This window comes from Larkinella arboricola, assembly GCF_003259745.1.
GTDB classification, from domain to species: Bacteria; Bacteroidota; Bacteroidia; order Cytophagales; family Spirosomataceae; genus Larkinella; species Larkinella arboricola.
Window position 1 is genome coordinate 1 of sequence record NZ_QLMC01000001.1, and the last position, 18,504, is coordinate 18,504.

At 49.6% G+C, this 18,504-nt stretch carries 15 protein-coding genes and 2 rRNA genes; 11 read left to right on the forward strand and 6 right to left on the reverse strand.

Annotated elements, in window-relative coordinates; genetic code table 11:
- The 11 genes from LX87_RS28945 to typA form a co-directional block, all read left to right on the forward strand.
- Positions 1 to 94, forward strand: a 23S ribosomal RNA gene (locus LX87_RS28945); the annotation flags it as partial.
- Between the two features lie 111 nt (positions 95 to 205).
- Positions 206 to 317, forward strand: a 5S ribosomal RNA gene (gene rrf, locus LX87_RS00005).
- A gap of 303 nt (positions 318 to 620) precedes the next feature.
- Positions 621 to 1,253 (forward strand): TetR/AcrR family transcriptional regulator, encoded by a 633-nt coding sequence (locus tag LX87_RS00010; RefSeq protein WP_229310495.1) that lies wholly within the window; start codon positions 621 to 623, stop codon positions 1,251 to 1,253.
- Between the two features lie 7 nt (positions 1,254 to 1,260).
- The gene (locus LX87_RS00015) at positions 1,261 to 2,625 is read left to right on the forward strand and encodes a TolC family protein (RefSeq protein WP_229310496.1); all 1,365 of its coding nucleotides are present in this window, start codon (positions 1,261 to 1,263) and stop codon (positions 2,623 to 2,625) included.
- A gap of 49 nt (positions 2,626 to 2,674) precedes the next feature.
- Positions 2,675 to 3,808 carry an efflux RND transporter periplasmic adaptor subunit gene (locus LX87_RS00020; protein ID WP_111626140.1) on the forward strand — a complete coding sequence of 378 codons (1,134 nt, stop codon included), beginning with the start codon at positions 2,675 to 2,677 and terminating at the stop codon, positions 3,806 to 3,808.
- A 103-nt stretch (positions 3,809 to 3,911) separates the two neighbouring features.
- Complete coding sequence (locus tag LX87_RS00025; RefSeq protein ID WP_111626141.1) at positions 3,912 to 7,337, forward strand: efflux RND transporter permease subunit; 3,426 nt, start codon at positions 3,912 to 3,914, stop codon at positions 7,335 to 7,337.
- A gap of 70 nt (positions 7,338 to 7,407) precedes the next feature.
- Positions 7,408 to 8,685, forward strand: coding sequence for a metallophosphoesterase (locus LX87_RS00030; RefSeq protein WP_111626142.1), 1,278 nt, complete (start codon positions 7,408 to 7,410; stop codon positions 8,683 to 8,685).
- 30 nt (positions 8,686 to 8,715) lie between these two features.
- Complete coding sequence (locus tag LX87_RS00035; RefSeq protein WP_111626143.1) at positions 8,716 to 9,564, forward strand: dienelactone hydrolase family protein; 849 nt, start codon at positions 8,716 to 8,718, stop codon at positions 9,562 to 9,564.
- 108 nt (positions 9,565 to 9,672) lie between these two features.
- Positions 9,673 to 9,969, forward strand: a complete 297-nt coding sequence (locus tag LX87_RS28490) for a hypothetical protein (RefSeq protein ID WP_146624405.1) — start codon at positions 9,673 to 9,675, stop codon at positions 9,967 to 9,969.
- A gap of 152 nt (positions 9,970 to 10,121) precedes the next feature.
- Positions 10,122 to 10,331, forward strand: a complete 210-nt coding sequence (locus LX87_RS00040; protein WP_111626144.1) for a hypothetical protein — start codon at positions 10,122 to 10,124, stop codon at positions 10,329 to 10,331.
- 216 nt (positions 10,332 to 10,547) lie between these two features.
- A complete protein-coding gene (gene typA, locus LX87_RS00045) occupies positions 10,548 to 12,362 on the forward strand; it encodes a translational GTPase TypA (RefSeq protein ID WP_111626145.1) in 1,815 nt (604 codons plus the stop codon).
- A gap of 37 nt (positions 12,363 to 12,399) precedes the next feature.
- On the opposite strand, the gene LX87_RS00050 is transcribed toward typA, so the two are convergent.
- From LX87_RS00050 to LX87_RS00075, 6 genes are all read right to left on the reverse strand, one after another.
- A complete protein-coding gene (locus LX87_RS00050; protein WP_111627413.1) occupies positions 12,400 to 12,990 on the reverse strand; it encodes a hypothetical protein in 591 nt (196 codons plus the stop codon).
- Positions 12,991 to 13,002: 12 nt separating this feature from the next.
- Complete coding sequence (locus LX87_RS00055) at positions 13,003 to 14,298, reverse strand: LVIVD repeat-containing protein (RefSeq protein ID WP_111626146.1); 1,296 nt, start codon at positions 14,296 to 14,298, stop codon at positions 13,003 to 13,005.
- Positions 14,299 to 14,496: 198 nt separating this feature from the next.
- Positions 14,497 to 14,949, reverse strand: a complete 453-nt coding sequence (locus tag LX87_RS00060; protein WP_111626147.1) for an META domain-containing protein — start codon at positions 14,947 to 14,949, stop codon at positions 14,497 to 14,499.
- Positions 14,946 to 16,187 (reverse strand): serpin family protein, encoded by a 1,242-nt coding sequence (locus tag LX87_RS00065; protein WP_111626148.1) that lies wholly within the window; start codon positions 16,185 to 16,187, stop codon positions 14,946 to 14,948. The genes LX87_RS00060 and LX87_RS00065 overlap by 4 nt, the downstream gene beginning before the upstream one ends.
- Positions 16,188 to 16,340: 153 nt before the next feature.
- The gene (locus tag LX87_RS00070) at positions 16,341 to 17,936 is read right to left on the reverse strand and encodes an anti-sigma factor (RefSeq protein WP_111626149.1); all 1,596 of its coding nucleotides are present in this window, start codon (positions 17,934 to 17,936) and stop codon (positions 16,341 to 16,343) included.
- Positions 17,933 to 18,478 carry an RNA polymerase sigma factor gene (locus LX87_RS00075; protein WP_111626150.1) on the reverse strand — a complete coding sequence of 182 codons (546 nt, stop codon included), beginning with the start codon at positions 18,476 to 18,478 and terminating at the stop codon, positions 17,933 to 17,935. The genes LX87_RS00070 and LX87_RS00075 overlap by 4 nt, the downstream gene beginning before the upstream one ends.
- Between the last annotated feature and the right edge of the window lie 26 nt (positions 18,479 to 18,504).

Genomic DNA, 18,504 nt, shown 5'->3' on the forward strand with positions numbered 1-18,504 from the left:
AGGACGTTAGAGACGATGACGTGGATAGGCGGCAGGTGCAGGACGGGAGACCGTTACAGCCGAGCCGTACTAATGACCTGAAGGCCGTAGCAGTAGACCTTGTTGGTCAGGGCTTGTGATTGTGAATCTCTTTCTTCTTAAAGAGCTAAAAAAGAAACTACCATACGTTGTGGTCATCCTTAGGGATGTCCAACGCAAGAGCTGGGATGGTGGTAAGGGTGCGGGGGAACACCTCTTCCCATACCGAACAGAGCCGTTAAGCCCCGTTACGCCGATGGTACTGGAGTCACTTCCGGGAGAGTAGGTTACCGCCACCACAGATTTTTCCAAGTCCGCATCTCAACCGATGCGGACTTTTTTTTTAGCTATAGGTGCTTCTTTTATCATTTCCGCAATGTCGGCTAATAGCGGGTAAATACCCTTCCCTGCTTTACCTTTCATCTTTAAAAAGCTATAGGTTCATCAAGGAAAATAGCCGTTTCACTCCTTACTAATTGTTGTGCGTCCTTTTTTCGCAGACATTTGTAGTGGAATCTAGGGAAAAGCAACAATAGAAGCTCTGGAAACTATGAACTTAAAAATAGTTTCCAGAGTTTATGGCTTAAAAAAGCAATAAGCCCTTGGAAATCAAAGAGCGTATTCTATCAAAGGCAGAAGCCTTATTTTGGAAATTCGGAACACGTAGTATCACTATGGATGATATCTCTAGGGATATCGGTATTTCTAAGAAAACGCTTTATCAACATTTTACTGACAAAGACGATATTGTTTATCAAGTAATTCAATATCGGATGGAGCAAAATCGGGAACATGTCTCTTGCCGGGTAGCAGATGCCCACGATCCTATTGAGGAAATATTACTGGCGGCAGAAACGATGCGGCAATATTTAGCAGAGATGAACCCCGCTTTATTAATAGATGTGCAGCGCCATTACCCCAGAGCCTGGGAAGTTTGCACAGAGTTTAAAGAGAAGTTTTTGCTTGAGTCGATACGATCTAATTTGAAGAGAGGTATTGAGCAGGGCCTGTATCGAGCCGAGATAGATATTGAAATAATGGCCAGACTTCGTGTAGAGTTAATACGCCTGGCTTATGATACGGATGTTTTCCCCCGGATGTTGGCGGGTATGACGGAAATTCAAATTCAGTTACTTCATCATTTTGTGCGTGGGATACTTACTGAAAAAGGATCAATTATCTACAACCAATATGTTCAACAATATCAGAATGACCCCGCTTCTTCTCCCCAATAAACCGTTCTTGCTTCTATTGCTCACGGGTTTATTGGGTTCGGTAATGGCTCAAACTCCGCGTGATTTCTCCTTAAATGACGCTATTCATTTTGCTACCCAACAGAATATAAATGTAAAAAACACGCAATTAGATGCTTTAAGTGCAGAAGCCCGCATCAGAGAGGTTAAGGGCCTGGCTCTTCCTCAAGTCAATGTGGGAGCGTCGGCAACGTATAATGCCATTATCCAGAAGTTTATTTTTCCGGCAGGCGGTTTTGGCGCACCTGTAGACTCAACCGCAACCGGCGGGGCCAGTAGTGGCGATGACGTTACGGCTATCCCTTTTGGGGTAAAGTATCAGGGAAGTGTGGCGGCCAATGTTAACCAGCTAATCTTCGATGCTTCTTATAAAATTGGTCTGAGAGCCGCAGCTACGTACCGAGAACTGGCTCAGAAAAACATTACAGCCTCTAAAATTACCGTTGCTGAACAAGTTGCAAAAGCTTACTACGGGGTTTTGGTGAGTGAAGAACGGTTAAAATTACTGGATATAAATATTTCCCGAGTTGATACGCTTTTGCGGGAAACCAGAGCGATGAACACGCAGGGATTTGTCGAAAAGATCGATATTGACCGTCTGGAAGTCCAGTTGAATAACCTGAAAACCGACCGGCAAAATGTTAAGAATCTGGTCGATTTAAGTTATAACCTGTTAAAGTTTCAAATGGGGTTGCCTATCAATGCACCTATTCAGTTAACAGATCGGATTGAAGCCTATAGCCAGCAGGATCTGGAACGGGCAGCGGTTTTGGACTCGGCTTTTGATTACGGCCAACGCATTGAATTTTCGACCTTACAAACGCAGATTACCCTGGCTGACCTAGACTACCAGAGCATTGGCAAGCAGTATTATCCAAGGTTAACGGCGGCTGCCACGTATGGTCACAACAACGGTCGAAATAACTTCATGGATTTCTGGACAACGCAATGGTTCAATTCGGCGGCTATTACACTAAACCTGAATGTGCCGATTTTTGACGGTTTTCAGAAGCGTTATGCAGCTCAACAACGGAAAATAGCCATCGACAAAGCCCGGCAAACTGGAGAGCTGCTGAAGAACTCCATTGATCTGCAAATCCGGCAGGCAACGGTAACGCTTACCAATAATCTGCAAACGCTGCAAAGCCAGAAACGCAACATGGATTTGGCGCAGGAAATCGTACGGGTGACTCGGATTAAATACAAGGAAGGCGTCGGCTCCAATATTGAAGTGCTGAATGCGGAAACGTCGTTTCGGGAAGCGCAGACCAATTACTTCTCGGCCCTACTGGATTACATGATTACCAAAGTTGACCTCGACAAAGCCCTGGGCAAATTATACACCGGTCAATAATCACTCTTCTCATTCACGCTATTCAAGCAGTATTATACAGTAATCAAAGATGAAAACTTACTACGTAATCGGATTGGCAACGGCCTTAATGATGTCCTGCTCATCAGAGGAAAAGAAGTCGGACCTGGCTTCCAAAAAGCAGGAACTGGCCGAACTGAAAAGTCAGCAGAGCGAAATATCGACAAAAATCCGTGCGCTGGAAGCCGAAGTTGCCAAACTCGATCCGAAACAGGCCGAACAAACCAGAATAAAGGAAGTAACTGTAGCGCCCTTGACGGCGACAACTTTCAAGCATTTTGTTGAGTTGCAGGGTACGATTGATGCAAAGAATAATGTACAGGTGAGCCCAAAATCGGGTGGTGCCATTACCGCAGTCTATGTGAAAGAAGGCGATGCGGTAAAACCCGGTACGGTTCTGGCCAAAATTGACGACCAGATTCTGCGGGAATCACTGGAGGAAATTAAAAACCAACTGACATTGGCGAATACGGTTTACGAAAAACAGGCTAATCTGTGGAAACAGCAGATCGGTACGGAAATCCAGTATCTCCAGGCTAAAAACAACAAGGAAGGGCTCGAGAAACGGCTGGCGACGCTGAATGCCCAACTGTCGCAATCAAGCGTGACTTCGCCGATTTCGGGGGTTGTAGACCGGGTCAATGTGAAAGCGGGTGAAACGGCCATGCCGGGCGTCGGAATTGTTAATGTAGTCAACCTCTCGCAACTCAAAGTGGTGGCCAAGGTAGCCGATACCTACGCGGGAAGTGTGCGCCGGGGCGATGCCGTGATTGTTCGTTTCCCGGATATTAACAAGGAACTAACAACCCGGATCAGTTTCGTCTCCACAACGGTTGACCCACTCAGCCGAACCTTTACGATTGAAGCTCCCCTGCCGTCGGATAATAGCCTGAAACCAAACATGCTGGCGCAGGTCAAGATTAACGACATTTCAAAAGCGAAATCTATTGTTATCAATCAGAATCTGGTTCAGAGCACGGAAAACGGCCAGTTGGTGTATATAGCGGTCAATGAAAACAATAAGAAAGTAGCCCGGGCCCGCCAGGTGAAAACGGGTTTGAGCTACGGCGGTCAGATCGAAATTACGGACGGGTTGCAATCGGGCGATCAAATTATCACGCAAGGTTATCAGGAGTTAGTGGACGGACAACCGATAAATTTCTAAAACAGTAGGTACATCGATTCGGCGGGTTCGACGGATTTTAACTGATATCCGTTTGATCGGTTCAATCTGCCCGTTTTTGTGTTTCTATTCAACTCTTTAAGCCATGAAGTTCGAGCAGTATAAAACCCTGAGTTTTACCAACTGGTGCGTAGAGAACCGGACGGCCATTTACATTTTTACCATTATCATTACGCTGGGCGGTCTGGTGGTGTATAATAACCTGCCGAAAGAGCAGTTCCCGGATATTAAAGTACCGCAGATTTACATCAATACGGTGTACCTCGGTACCGCCCCAGCGGATGTGGAGAATACGATTAATAAGCCCATTGAGAAGCAGTTAAAATCCATCAATGGCGTCAAGAAAATTAAATCCAATGCGTTGCAGGACGTATCGGTTATTCTGGTTGAATTTAACCCGGACGTTCAGATACCGGACGCTTTGCAGCGGGTTCGGGATGCGATTGATAAAGCCCGGCAGGATCTGCCGCAGAAACTGGACGTTGGCCCAACGGCGCAGGATGTCAACTTCTCGGAGTTTCCGATCATGAACGTCAACCTGGCGGGGAATTTCTCGCTGAAACGGTTGAAAGAATACGCCGAAGATCTACAGGACGCCATTGAAGCCATGCCGGAAATCAGCCGGGTGGATATTGTCGGAGCACTGGAACGCGAAATTCAGATCAATGTCGATTTGCCCAAAATGCAGTCGGCGGGACTGGCATTTTATGATATTCAACAAGCCGTTCAGGGTGAAAACATCAACGTTTCGGGTGGTGAACTCAACGTAGACGGTATTCGCCGGACCCTGCGGGTAAAAGGGGAATTTAATGCCGTAGACCAGTTACAAAACCTGCAAATCCGGACTTCAACGGGCGCCACCGTCCGCCTGGGCGATGTAGCGCAGGTACAGGACAGCTTCGAAGAGCAGCAGGATTTTGCCCGCCTGAACAATAAATCGGTCGTTACTCTGAACGTCATCAAACGCTCCGGTGCCAACCTGATCTCGGCTTCCGATAAGATTGAAGAAATCATTGGGGAATACAAGGAAACCCGTTTTCCGCAAGGGCTGGACATTAAGGTAACCGCCGACCAGTCGGAGCGGACCCGGGCCGATCTGCACGATCTGGTCAATACCGTTATCCTCGGTTTTATCTTCGTGGTGTTGGTTCTCATGTTTTTCATGGGGGTTCGTGACGCTATTTTCGTCGGTTTGTCCGTACCGCTTTCGGCGCTGGTGGCTTTCGTCTGTATGCCGATTGTTGGGCCCGTCGTTGGTACGGTATTCACGCTGAACACGATTGTTCTGTTTGCTTTTCTGCTGGGGCTTGGTCTGGTGGTAGACGACGCAATTGTGGTGATTGAAAACACCCACCGTCTGTTCAACCTGAATAAAGACTGGGACATCAAAAAATCCGTAAAAGCGGCTGCGGGTGAGGTATTCATTCCGGTATTGTCCGGTACGCTGACCACCATCGCGCCTTTCTTTCCGCTGCTTTTCTGGCCGGGCATCGTTGGCGAGTTCATGAAGTTTCTGCCGTTGACGCTGATTCTGACGTTGTTCTCGTCGTTGTTTGTGGCTTACGTTATGAACCCGGTTTTTGCCGTTACATTCATGAAACGCCACGATGAAGATCATCACGAAGACAATCAGGGCTTCCAGCCGATTCGGCGACCCTTGATCATTATGGCGGTATTGACGGTCATTGGTTACCTGATCGACCGCGGTATTGGTAACTTCCTGGTGTTGTTCATGATTCTGTACGTATTCAACCACTATATCCTCACCCCTCATATTATCGTTCCTTTCCAGGAAAAACTGTTGCCCAAATTGAAGAACGGGTACCGGAAACTGATTGCCTGGGTATTAGTTGGCTGGCGGCCCATCGGCGCAATTGTCAGCATGGTTGTCCTGCTGTTTGTGACGTTTTTTCTGATGGGCATTGTGCAGCCAAAAGTCATCTTCTTCCCCAGCGGTGACCCGGATTACATTTACGTCTACAACGTCATGCCGGTTGGTACGGATGCTAAGGTGACGGATTCGGTCACGAAGATTATCGAGAAACGGGTTTTTGATGTGCTGGATAAGCACAAGGCCAACGACATCGTTAATTCGGTGATTGCCAACGTGGGTAAGAATGCCGGTGACCCCTACAACCCCGACCGTTCCGATACACCCCACAAATCGAAGGTGACGGTGGCTTTCGAGAAAAAAGAACTCCGGAACGGTATTTCATCCGAAATGCTGCTGAATGAGGTTCGGACGGCCATGCAGGGGATTCCGGGAACAGAGATTTCGGTTGAACGGGAAAGCAACGGTCCGCCGACCGGGAAGCCGATCTCGATTGAAATTGCCGGAGATGATTTCAAAACCCTGGCGAGTCTGGAGAAACAGGTGCGTCAGAAAATTGCCCAATCCGGTATTCAGGGAATCGACCAGTTGAAATCCGATCTGATTACCAACAAGCCGGAAATTGTAATCAACATTGATCGCGATAAAGCGGAGCGCGAAGGCATTTCATCCGCACAGGTGGCAATGGCGGTCCGGACGGCTTTGTTTGGTCTGGAAGTATCGAAATTCCGGGACGACAAGGACGAATACCCGATCATGGTGCGTCTGAAACCGGATGATCGCAGCCAGATTGAGCGACTGCTCAGCCTGAACATCGTGTACCGCGATATGAACATGGGCGGTCAACTGCGGCAGGTACCAATCCAGTCGGTGGCTAACATCAGCTATTCGACTACGTTCAGCCAGATTAACCGCCAGAATCAGGAGCGGGTCATTACCCTGGCTTCTGATGTGGTGCCGGGTTACAATGCCAACGAGATTGTCGGGCAGATTCAGCAACTGATTACCGATCTTGATGTGCCGAACGGTTATGTCATCAAAATGGGTGGTGAGCAGGAAGAACAGGCCGAATCCATGACGTTCCTGACATCGGCTTTTGGTATGGCCATGCTGCTGATTTACCTGATTCTGGCTACGCAGTTCAACTCGGCGGGCAAACCGGTGATTATCTTCTTTACCATCGTCTTGTCGCTGATTGGGGTGTTGCTGGGCTTCATGATTACCGGTAAAAGTTTCTCCGTGATCATGTCCGGAGTCGGTATCATCGCGCTGGCCGGAATTGTGGTGAAGAACGGTATTTTGCTCATTGAGTTTATTGAAGAACTCCGGGGGCGGGGTATGCCCCTGCGCGAAGCCATCATTGAGGGCGGGGCCATCCGTCTGACACCGGTTCTGCTGACGGCTTCGGCGGCTGTGCTAGGTCTTGTGCCGCTGGCGCTGGGCCTGACAATCGACTTTGTCGGACTATTCCGGGATTTTGCTCCGCACGTCATTATTGGCGGTGACAGCGCGGTATTCTGGAACATCCTGGCCTGGACGATTATCTACGGACTCACGTTCTCGACGGTTCTAACCCTGGTGATTGTTCCGTGTATGTACTGGGTCAGTGAAAAAGTGAAAGGGCGGATCTCGAAAAAAACGGCTGAATCCGTACAGGAGCCCGAATTGGTCAATGAATAATAACTAACTGTATTGAACCGAAAAACCCACAGTGTCTGTTTACGCTGTGGGTTTTCTATTTTCTGTCGTTATGAACCGTCTCGTTTTGTTTGTCATTGTATCGGCTATTCTGGTCCTGATCGACTGGTATGTGTTTCAGGCTATAAAAACCGTCATCCGCTCGACTTCTGAAACCACCCAGCGGATTATTCAATTTGTCTACTGGGGATTTACTGTCGTCACGGTCATCACCTACCTGACCATGCAGTTGTTGCCGCCGGATGCCGTAGGGCGCATAGCCCGGGGTTTTATCTGGTCGGCAATTCTGATCCCGTATTTCTCTAAAGTATTTGCCATCCTGTTCATATTTGTCGACGATCTGGGGCGGTTTGTGCGCTGGGTAGCCTCCCTTTTCTACCGGCCCGATATTCGCGAAGCCGTCAACGACACCACCCAATCTACCATTCCGGCTACGAACGTCATTCCGCGCTCCGAATTTCTGATGAAAACCGCATTGGTGGCGGGGGCGGTGCCGCTGGTTGGGTTTACGTACGGTATTATTTCCGGCGCTCACGATTACCGCATCCGGCGCATCAAGCTACCGCTCAGAAATTTGCCTTCGAGTTTCGACGGACTAAAAATTGCGCAGCTTTCGGACATTCACTCCGGGAGCTTTTTCAATAAGACGGCGGTGAAAGGGGGCGTTGAAATGCTCCTGCGCGAAAAACCGGATGTTGTCTTTTTTACGGGTGATCTGGTGAACAACACCGCCGATGAGGTGGAAAACTACATTGATATTTTCAGTAAAGTTAAAGCGCCGATGGGCGTTTACTCAACGCTGGGCAATCATGACTACGGCGATTATGTAAACTGGTCAAGCCAACAGGCCAAACGACAGAATTTACAAAACCTGATGGCTGCTCACAAACTGATGGGCTGGAACCTGATGATGGACGAAAACCGTATTTTAGAACAAAATGGTGACAAAATCGCTTTAATAGGCATCCAGAACTGGGGGTCGGGCCGGTGGCCGAAATACGGTAATCTGGCCAAAGCCTACAAAGGGGTTGAAGATTACCCGGTTAAGCTCCTGCTCTCGCATGACCCCAGCCATTGGGACGCTCAGGTACGGCCAGAATTTCCGGATATTGATGTGCAGTTTGCCGGTCATACGCACGGAATGCAGTTTGGTGTTGAGGTGGGAAGCGTCCGCTGGAGTCCGTCGCAATACGTCTATAAGCAGTGGGCCGGGCTTTATCAGGAGGGCCAGCAATACCTGTATGTCAATCGCGGCTACGGTTATCTGGGCTATCCCGGGCGCATCGGTATCTGGCCCGAAGTCACCATTTTTGAATTGAAAAAAGTATAATCCAAGTTTAAGACCCGTCAAAATCAACCCATGAAAAAGCTCTTCCTACTTGCCGGCGGTCTTTTGGCTGCCCTGACTTCTTATGCCCAGGCTCCATCCTGCTGCGACCAACCCGCTGCGGAGGTGTCTAACGACATGGCGTTGCTGGCCAGTAACAAATCGTTTGTCATGCTTCACGAAGAACCGCTGCCCTTCACGTACAAGAGCGCTGCCGGCGAAATGGTCAAATTCAAAACGCCCGACGGTAAGGAAGCCAACGGTTTTTTGCTAAAGGCTCCGAAAGAAACCGACAAATGGCTGTTTGTCTACCAGGAGTGGTGGGGGCTTAACGACTACATTAAACAGGAAGCCGAAAAGCTTTACAACGACCTGAAAGATGTCAATGTGCTGGCCGTCGATATGTACGACGGGAAAGTGGCAACCACCCGTGAGGAAGCCTCAAAACTGGTTCAGGTGCCGCGCGAACGGCTGGGTGCTATCATGCAGGGTGCCATCTCGTATGTAGGCCCACAGGCGCAAATTGCAAGCGTAGGCTGGTGTTTTGGAGGAGGTATGTCGTTGCAGTCGGCTATCCTGGGCGGAAAACAAACCGTTGGCTGTGTGCTTTATTACGGCCAGCCGGAAAAGAACATAGAACGCCTGAAAACCCTGAATACCGATGTACTCGGCATTTTTGGAGCCAAAGACTCCGGCATTCCGCCCGCAACCGTATCTGAATTCGAGAAGAACATGAAGGAAGCCGGGAAAGATGTCACCATCAAAATGTACGACGCGCCCCACGCGTTTGCCAATCCGAGCAATCCGGGCTACAACAAAGAAGCGACGGCTGATGCCTATCAGATTACGCTGAACTATCTGAAAACGCACCTGAAAGTCTAGTCGGTTTGTAGGCATTATTCGAACAACTTTTTCGGATTATGCGTTAAACCATTATGAACCAAACGGGTCTAACGGTTATTCAGTACTGACCAATAGACTGTTATCATCATGAAAACGCATAATCTGACTTCGTTGCTGGTGATTGCCCTGCTGGGGATTGTGTTGACCAGTTGTGCGCCTTCGGTTGGCGTCGGTGTGAGAGCTGATTATGGGCCGGGCTATCCCTACGGCTATGGTTATGCTCCCTACCGGTATTATCGCCAGCCACCCGTTATTGTGACTCCTCCGCCGAGAGTTTATTATAAATCGCATCCCCGGCGCTACCGGGAACGTCACTTTAGACATGACAACCGGCGGGCCCCGCAATACGGTTATCGTCCAAACCGCAGTCGCGGGCCGCGTTAACGAAACGAAAAAATACCGTCGTAAAGGCGGTATTTTTTTTGTACTATTTGCGCGGATACGTTTCGGAAAATCTTTGTCTTAAGAAAAACTTTATAAACTGTACGCACTTTTAAGGCATCTTTGCGTTTACTAAGTACAAAGAGCCGGAAATTATGAAAAAGCTTTTGTTACTGGGAGTTACGATGAGCCTGATGCTTCCGCTGGAAGCCCCGGTTGAAGCCGCCGTCGTTACGTCAACCCAGAAGGAACTAAAAAGTACATTGAGCTTCAAACGGAAAAAAGCACGCGGATATCGGAAGAAAAAAGGCTTTATGTGGGGTCTTTTCAAGAAGAAAAATTCGTGTGGCTGTCCGAAGTTCTGATCTCAATGCATCGTAAATTGTACTTATAGCCGGGGTAACCCGGCTTTTTGTTTTTTAGTCGGTTAATAAATTGTAAAATACTGTTATTCAGCCAAAAATTCGTATCTTTGCGGCTTAATTGAGAAGACAACAGAAAACCACCGAAAAACTTGTTTTTCAGAAATCAGACGGCATCGTCTTTAATCTATTGTCTATACTCTTTTATTACAATATTGTATGCAATCCATTCGCAACATAGCTATCATAGCACACGTTGACCACGGTAAGACAACGCTGGTTGACAAAATTATTCACGCTTCCAAGATTTTTCGGGAAAATCAGGAATTCGGTGACCTGATCCTCGATAACAACGATCTGGAACGGGAACGGGGTATTACGATTGTATCGAAGAACGTTTCGGTTCGGTACAAAGACGTAAAAATTAACATTATCGATACACCGGGCCACTCCGATTTTGGTGGTGAAGTGGAACGCGTACTGAAAATGGCCGACGGAGTTTGTCTGCTGGTTGATGCCTTCGAAGGCGCCATGCCGCAAACCCGGTTCGTGTTGGGAAAAGCCCTGCAACTGGGCCTGAAACCGATTCTGGTGATCAACAAGGTTGACAAAGAAAACTGCCGTCCAGAAGAAGTACACGAAGAGGTATTCGACCTGATGTTCAACCTGGGCGCTACCGAAGAACAATTGGATTTCCCAACGGTATACGGTTCGTCGAAGCAAGGCTGGATGGGTCCAGACTGGCAAAAGCCTACCAATGATATTACGTACCTGCTGGACACCATTCTGGAAACTATTCCGTCCGCTCCGGCGGTGGAAGGTACCCCGCAGATGCAGATTACCTCACTCGATTATTCAGCTTTTGTGGGTCGGATTGCCATCGGCCGGGTGGTTCGCGGAACGCTCAAAGAAGGTGCGAATATGGCGCTGGCGAAAGTGGGTGATGTAATCAAAAAAGTCAAAATTAAAGAACTGCAAACCTTCGAAGGCTTAGGAAGACAGAAAGTTGCCGAAGTACAGTGCGGTGATATCTGCGCCGTGACCGGTCTGGACGATTTCGAAATTGGTGATACACTGACCGATGCCGAAAATCCGGAAGCACTGTCGCGGATTGCCGTTGATGAGCCGACGATGAGTATGTTGTTCACCATCAACAACTCACCGTTCTTCGGCAAAGAAGGTAAATTTGTTACGTCGCGTCACCTTCGTGACCGGTTGTATAAAGAAACGGAGAAAAACCTGGCCCTGCGCGTTGAAAATACCGACAGCGAAGACCGGTTCCTGGTTTTTGGACGCGGTATTCTGCACTTGTCAGTTCTGATCGAAACCATGCGTCGCGAAGGCTACGAGTTGCAGGTGGGTCAGCCACAGGTATTGTATAAGTTTGACGAAAACGGAAACCGTCTGGAGCCCGTGGAAACACTCGTTGTGGATGTGCCGGAAGAAACCGCCGGAAAAGTAATCGAACTGGCTACGCAGCGGAAAGGCGAGTTGCTGATTATGGAACCGAAAGGCGATCTGCAACACCTGGAATTCGAAATTCCGTCGCGCGGGTTGATCGGCCTGCGTTCCAATGTCCTGACTGCAACGTACGGTGAAGCCGTTATGACGCACCGCTTTAAGAGCTTTGAGCCGTACAAAGGGGCTATTCCCGAGCGGATCAACGGGTCGTTGATTTCGATGAACAGCGGTTCGGCCACGGCCTATTCCATTGATAAATTGCAGGACCGGGGTGTTTTCTTTATCGAACCGGGTGATGAGGTTTATACGGGTCAGGTAATTGGCGAGCACAACCGCCAGAACGATATTGTCGTCAACGTACAAACGGCCAAGCAATTGACCAACATGCGGGCTTCTGGTTCAGACACGAACGTCCGGATTGCACCGAAGATTTCTTTCTCGCTGGAAGAATCAATGGAATACATCCAGAAAGACGAATATCTGGAAGTAACGCCGAAGTCGATGCGGATCCGTAAGATTTATCTCGATGAGAACGAGCGGAAACGCAATCAGCATAAATTTGAAATGGTTTAAAACCAGAAGCGCCCCGGCCTAAACCGGGGCGCTTTGTTTAAAAGCTGAGACCCAGCCGAAACGCAATCCGGTTGTAAACCCGGGTTTCGTGTTTGTAAATATCATTACCCATCAGTGGTTTATCGGCTTCAGCTTCCTGCCGTTTGTAACTAAGCGACAAGATGAAATTCGCGTTCTGGGGTCGACCGATTCGGAAGCCAAGGCCGGGCGAGATTACCCAACCGCCCCGGGTTTCGTAACCCGTCGGGTCTTCGTGCAGCCAGGCAAAACCGTAGCCCGTGTCGAGGCTGGTAAATACCCGCAGATTCTTTTTTCCGGGCTGGGCAAGGTCGTAGCGAAGGCCCGCGCAAACCGGCATGAGCAGGGCGGTTGTATACCAGTCGATGCCCACGGTGCCGCCGACGGCCAGTTTAGGACGAAGCTGCACACCATTGAACGTCTGCGCTGTGATAGTCTGCCTTTTCTCGACGTTTTCCGTAGCTAGATTGACGTTGTAGCGCACCTGCCCAAGGGAGATGCCAAATTCTGTCATGTTCGTAAAAACAGGCCTGAAAGGGGCTTTTTGCGCACAAACCGGGAACCCCAGGCAGCACAGAAGCCACAGGGCTGTATAACCAATCTTTTTCATGTTCATGATTGGTTAGCTGGCCGGAAACGGGCGTTGTACGGGAATTTTACTCAGCAGACGCAACTTTTTGGGGTTGCTGTAATCGAATTGGTAAAAACCGTCTCTCCCGACCAGCAGAAGCGATTTCCCAAGCGGAATAACATCATATGCGTGAAAGCCCTCCAGATGGTCCAGTTGATCGATTTGCAGGGCATCGGCGGCATTAAACGTTTTAAGCCCATACGCTCCCTCACAAATGAACAGGTTCGGAAAATCAATGCCCAGCCCGTGCGGGTTTTTCATCGGGTAGGTTTTCAGCAAACGTGGATTGTAGAGGTTGGAGATATCGACCACTTCCAGCTGGTTGGTAAAACCCTGGCAGGCCGAGCCCGACCGCAGCGTGACGTACGCCTTGTCTTCGTGTACCACCACCGGATCGCAGACGCGGGCGTGCTCGAAGGTAGACATCCGGACTGGTTTTTCGGGGTTGCTGTTGTCATAAATATGCATACCCGACTGCGCTCCGATAAAGAGCTTATCTTTGTAGGGGAAGATGGTTTCGATGCCCCAGCCCAGCGTAACTTTGGTGCCCTGCTTCGGATCGGAGGGCTTTCTAATGTCGAATAACTGCATATCCGACTGGCTGACCGTGTACAGGTAATTGTCGTACAGGGCAAACCGGGCCATTGAGCCACCGGTCCCGTTGGTTGAAACCGCGGCAGAACCGGACTGGATGGAGCTGGCATTAAAAAAAACTCCTCCTCCGCGCCATACATCCATGGCACAGTTGGGACAACCACCGGTGCCGTCTTCGCAATTGGTTTGAGTTGTCTGGGTGACATACGTGACCCGCTGGTCATTGATGATCTCCTGTGGCGCATTGAGACTCCAGTAGCCGCCGTCGAACTGCCCATTCGGGAAAACGTCCTTTACGCGGTTGAGCTCGCGGATGTTCTGCGGGTCCCGGATGTCGAACGCTACCAGATCCATGTAGCTATCGGCATACAGAATGTTGTTGCGAATAGCCATATCGCCGTTGCCCGGAATGCGCAGAAACGAAACCATTTTTGGAGCCGACGGATTACGGTTGTCAATCACATGGATTCCTTCCTTGATTTCATTGATGAACAGAAAACCGTCTTTGGTGTAGAGCTTGCCCGGACTGGCGAGCGTGCGGGGCTGTTCGGTTTGAATACCGTTCCGCACCTGGGCAACGGTCAGCGTAAAGGGCGTAAACTGCCGGAACGTCCGGGTTTCCTTGCATTTGTCGGTGCAGCCGTTCAGGGCCACCAATACGATCCCGAGAAACGCGTAAAGTGTCAGTTTCATACTACAGGTGTTTAGGTATACTTCTCACAGACCCGTCTGAATATGAAAGCGTTGGAATATGTAGATAAAAAATTGCCCGGCAGGCAGAGCCGCCGGGCAATCCGGTTTGCACAATGAATCAGAGGTCAAAATCTTTGATAGGGTGGTGGCCGGCTGGTGTGGAATTTTACCGGCCCCACGCCCTATTTTCAGGTTGTATTATTTTTCTTTTTCGTACACCAGAGCGCTGGTATCACCGCCTTCCGGAAAGAGCTTCAGCCGGTTTCCGGTCACTTCATACCGTTTTACGGCCTGTAGTTTCTTGAAATAGTCCGTTTCAAACTGCATGGCATCCGCCGGACCTGCCATTTTGGTCGCCCCAATGGCGCTGATCTGCACGTCACGAGACGCCGATGAACCGGTCAGCGTTCCGAAGTAGTGGTTCACCGACGAGCGGCCACCGATTTTGTAAGCCACCCGGTTGGTAATTTCACTGCTGGTCGAGTCGGGCGTCAGCACCAGACTTACTTCAAATTTTGACGCCGGTTCGACGAGCTTGTAAGTTTCGGCAAAACTAGTGGCAGAAAGAGGCTGAATCGTTGAATTCGTTTTGTCGTTGCAGGAAGCAGCGATCAGTGCAATCGCTGAAACCAGGGTAAGAATCGTTTTCATTGTACCGTTGTTTGTGGATTCATGATTTTGCCCATAAAGAGCACAGAACCTGTTTCCTTTTCGGTGATCAGAACAACGAATGGACGGTCGCAAATCAGCGAAGGCGGCATGGAGGTAACTTCAACACCAATGCTGGTAACAGCCGCGGCCTCCGTCCCTTTCTCATCGACGGCCACAAATGTATTTTGCTTGACGTAGCTCACCTTCAGCCCTTGCTTCGTACTGATACCGGTAAAGTTGGCACCGTCCGTAAAAGCCGTTGGCATTCCCATCTGGGATAGTGCATCATTAAGATGAGCTTCGTATTCCAGCGTAAATTTGGGCAGGCCAATGGCTACTTTCGTTTCCTTCATGGACTGCTGCAATTCGGCCCATTCGGTTGCGTTCAGGTTGTTGATAAGTGCATCTGCGGAAGAGTTTTCGTTCGGCAGCAAAACCGTCATCGAATACGTACCGTTACCGTAAGGCAATTGAAACGCGCCGTAGGTTGGGCGGAAAGCGTGACGAATGCCACCCGTCATGGTCATCAGTCTCACGTGCTTACTGGAGCCTGAAGCCAGCTTAAACGGAGCATCAACGGTTTTCTGGGGATCGAACGGGTATTTCCAGTCTCCTTTGAAATAAAGCGCGTTCAGCAAAAACAGGACGTGGTCGTTTCGGATTTCCTGAATGACGTTTTTGATTCTGCCGTTTGTGTTGTCGCTGGCCCATTGGTTGATTTTATTGATCACCGGGGCCGCATTGCTGAAATCTTCGCCGGAAATCTGGGCGTTAAACGTTTTTTTAGTTGCATCGAAGTACGACGGTTCTACCGAAAAGCCGTTGCGGTACCAGATGGAGTTAGCCAGTTTTGTTGTTACTTTCGGATCAGCGGTGGGCAGTCCCTGCATTAAAAACTCATAGGTTTGGTTGGCGTCGGCCAGCGAAACACCGTCCAGATGCATCGCTTTTTTCATTTCATCCCCTGTCTGACCAGCCGCGCCGTTCAGCAGCATACCGAGGGCCATGTGCAGGCTCAGCGGTGAAACAAAAATGTTTTCGTCTTTCTTCTCCTGCTCATTGACGCGCTTCAGAAAGTCAAACGAAAAATCGTTGGTCTTCTGCGCAAATAGCCGCGCTTGCGGTGTCGCTTTCAACCCCGGCTGGGCTGGGTTCGGTGCGTTTTCGGTCTGACAACTGGCCGTGGTCAGGAAAAAAGCGGCTGCCAGTGTACTCGAAAAAAATGCTACTCTTCTCATCTCAAATAGGATTTAATTTGCCATGTTGAGTACTCAAGAGTAATGACCCGATTGGAAATGAATTGGTTGGAAGCGACTTGAAAAAAAGGAGGAAAAATGAAAATATGAGGTATTCCCCTGCCGACCCTAAGTCGGCAGGGGAATAGGGGGCTATCAAAAATGATAATTCAGCCCAAAGCCGATTCCGATGGCTTGTGGACGAATCTGTAGCTGCGCATCCGGGTTTGTTCCACTTTGCAGCGACTGCTGGTAAGAGCCTGTCAAAGAGCCCGACCAATGATGAGTAGGGTGGTAGTTAACCCGTAAGCCAGCCGTTCCGGCCAATGCCGTAGGGCGGTAAACCTGATCCGACGGGTTGACTTCCAGGGCCTCGTTAATCGTATTCTTCAGAAAAACGTTGGCCATCAAACCGCCCAGTACAGAATAACTGAATTTGTGTTCGGGCAGAATATGATACCCAATCTGAACCGGAACCTGAATGTACTGGAAGTTATTGGAAACCACATCGTTGGAGGGGATAACAGCCAGATACAAAGGATTTCCATTTGATTTATCGACTAGCGTAGGCGACACGTACGAATTATTCGGCATATCCATCGCCAATTGCGGGAGCGATGGGTTGCTGCTCCGAACGGCATTAACCAGCAGGTTTTCCGTCTGGTTGGTAAATGCGTTGGTCACGACGGCATTGTTCTGCGCCTGCGAGCGTCCGTTCAGGTATTGAATACCGGCTTCCACCGACCAGTGTTTACTCAACTTGACGCCGGAGCTAGCCTGCCAGGCCATCGAAACCTGCGCCTGGTTTTGCAGTGAGGACGGGCTATACTGACGGCTGCTCTGCTGAGCACCATTCAGGGCTACATAAGCCTGATTAAGATTCGACTGCACACTTGCCATCGGATTAAACGACATGGGGGTGGCCGTTAAAGCCGCCCAGTATTCTTTCCTGGAGTGTCCTTTTTCCTGCGGCTCAATAGCGGTTTCCGGAGCCCGGTACCAGATGATGCGGCTGATCGGAGCCGGTTTCTTCGAAAGGGCCGACTTACTGTTGATATAAGAAGCTTCGTAAGCCAGTCGGGTGTCGGCTGCAAGATCGGTATTTTGCAAGGAGCCAGGAGCCTGTTCGGATGGCGCATCGCTGTTAACCCGAGCGGCATCGGGCACACGGTTTGCGCGCCGAGAGGAACCGGCAAATACTGGCTGCTCGGCAGTCGGAGTACGTTCGGATTTTCGGGCTAAAAAGCTTCTGTCTGTGCTAAGCCGATCACGTGTACCCGCCGTTTGAGATGGCTCACGTTCGGGAGTAGCTGACGTATTTTTTTCAGCATTAGCCGGTCGGTTGGCCGCCAGCGTTTCCTCCCGGTTTTGAGCCAATTCGGACCCGGTCCTGGCTTCGTCGGGTATTGTTTGCGGGTTGGCCGGAACACGGTTTTGTTGCTGTTTGGCCAGTTGCTCACCGGCTTTAGAAGAGTTGGCCGGACGGGTGGTGTGCCCTACCGTCGGATGATTTAAACCGGCATTGTCGATAGACTGCGTTGCCCACCAACCTACTAAAAGGGTAATAACGGCAGCTGCCACTCCATAGACCCACGGTGTTGCCCGGCGCCAGAGCGGTAGAACCGGCGTAGTTTCTTCTTCGTCTAACTGACGGGCAATACTATCCCAAAGCCCATCCGACGGGCTTTCGGCAGCATCTTCGAAGACCTTGCGCCACTCTTCATTAAATTGTTCTTCGTTTGGGAGACTCATTTCGGAATCGGACGTTCGTTCTGAATCTTTTGTTGCAGCAGCATGCGGGCACGCGAAAACTGCGATTTAGATGTACCTTCTGAAATATCTAATAATTCGGCAATTTCGGGGTGGGTATACCCTTCAATTGCGTACAGGTTAAATACGGCCTGACATCCCGGCGGGAGTTCCTGCACCATCTTTAAAAGCTGTTGATAGTGCAGACCCGATAAGCTGTCTTCCGTCTGCGGTAATGCGTTAGGAGCCACATCCTCCAGTTCAGCCTGGTTTTGCCACGGCTTTTGTTTACGGATGTGCTTGAGTGCCGTGTTGATCACAATACGCTTCAACCACGCTTCCAGCGGGCACTCAAACCGAAATGTATCAATATGTTGAAAGGCTTTAACGAAGGCATCCTGTAGCACATCTTCGGCGTCGTCACGGTTTTTGGTATACCGTTGGCTGACCACAAAGAGCTTCCTGGCGAATAACTCATAAAGTTTTCGCTGAGCAGTTCGGTCTTTATGTCGACAGCCGTCAACTAACGCTCGTTCATCCAACATATTAATTCATGGCTATTGACCCCAAC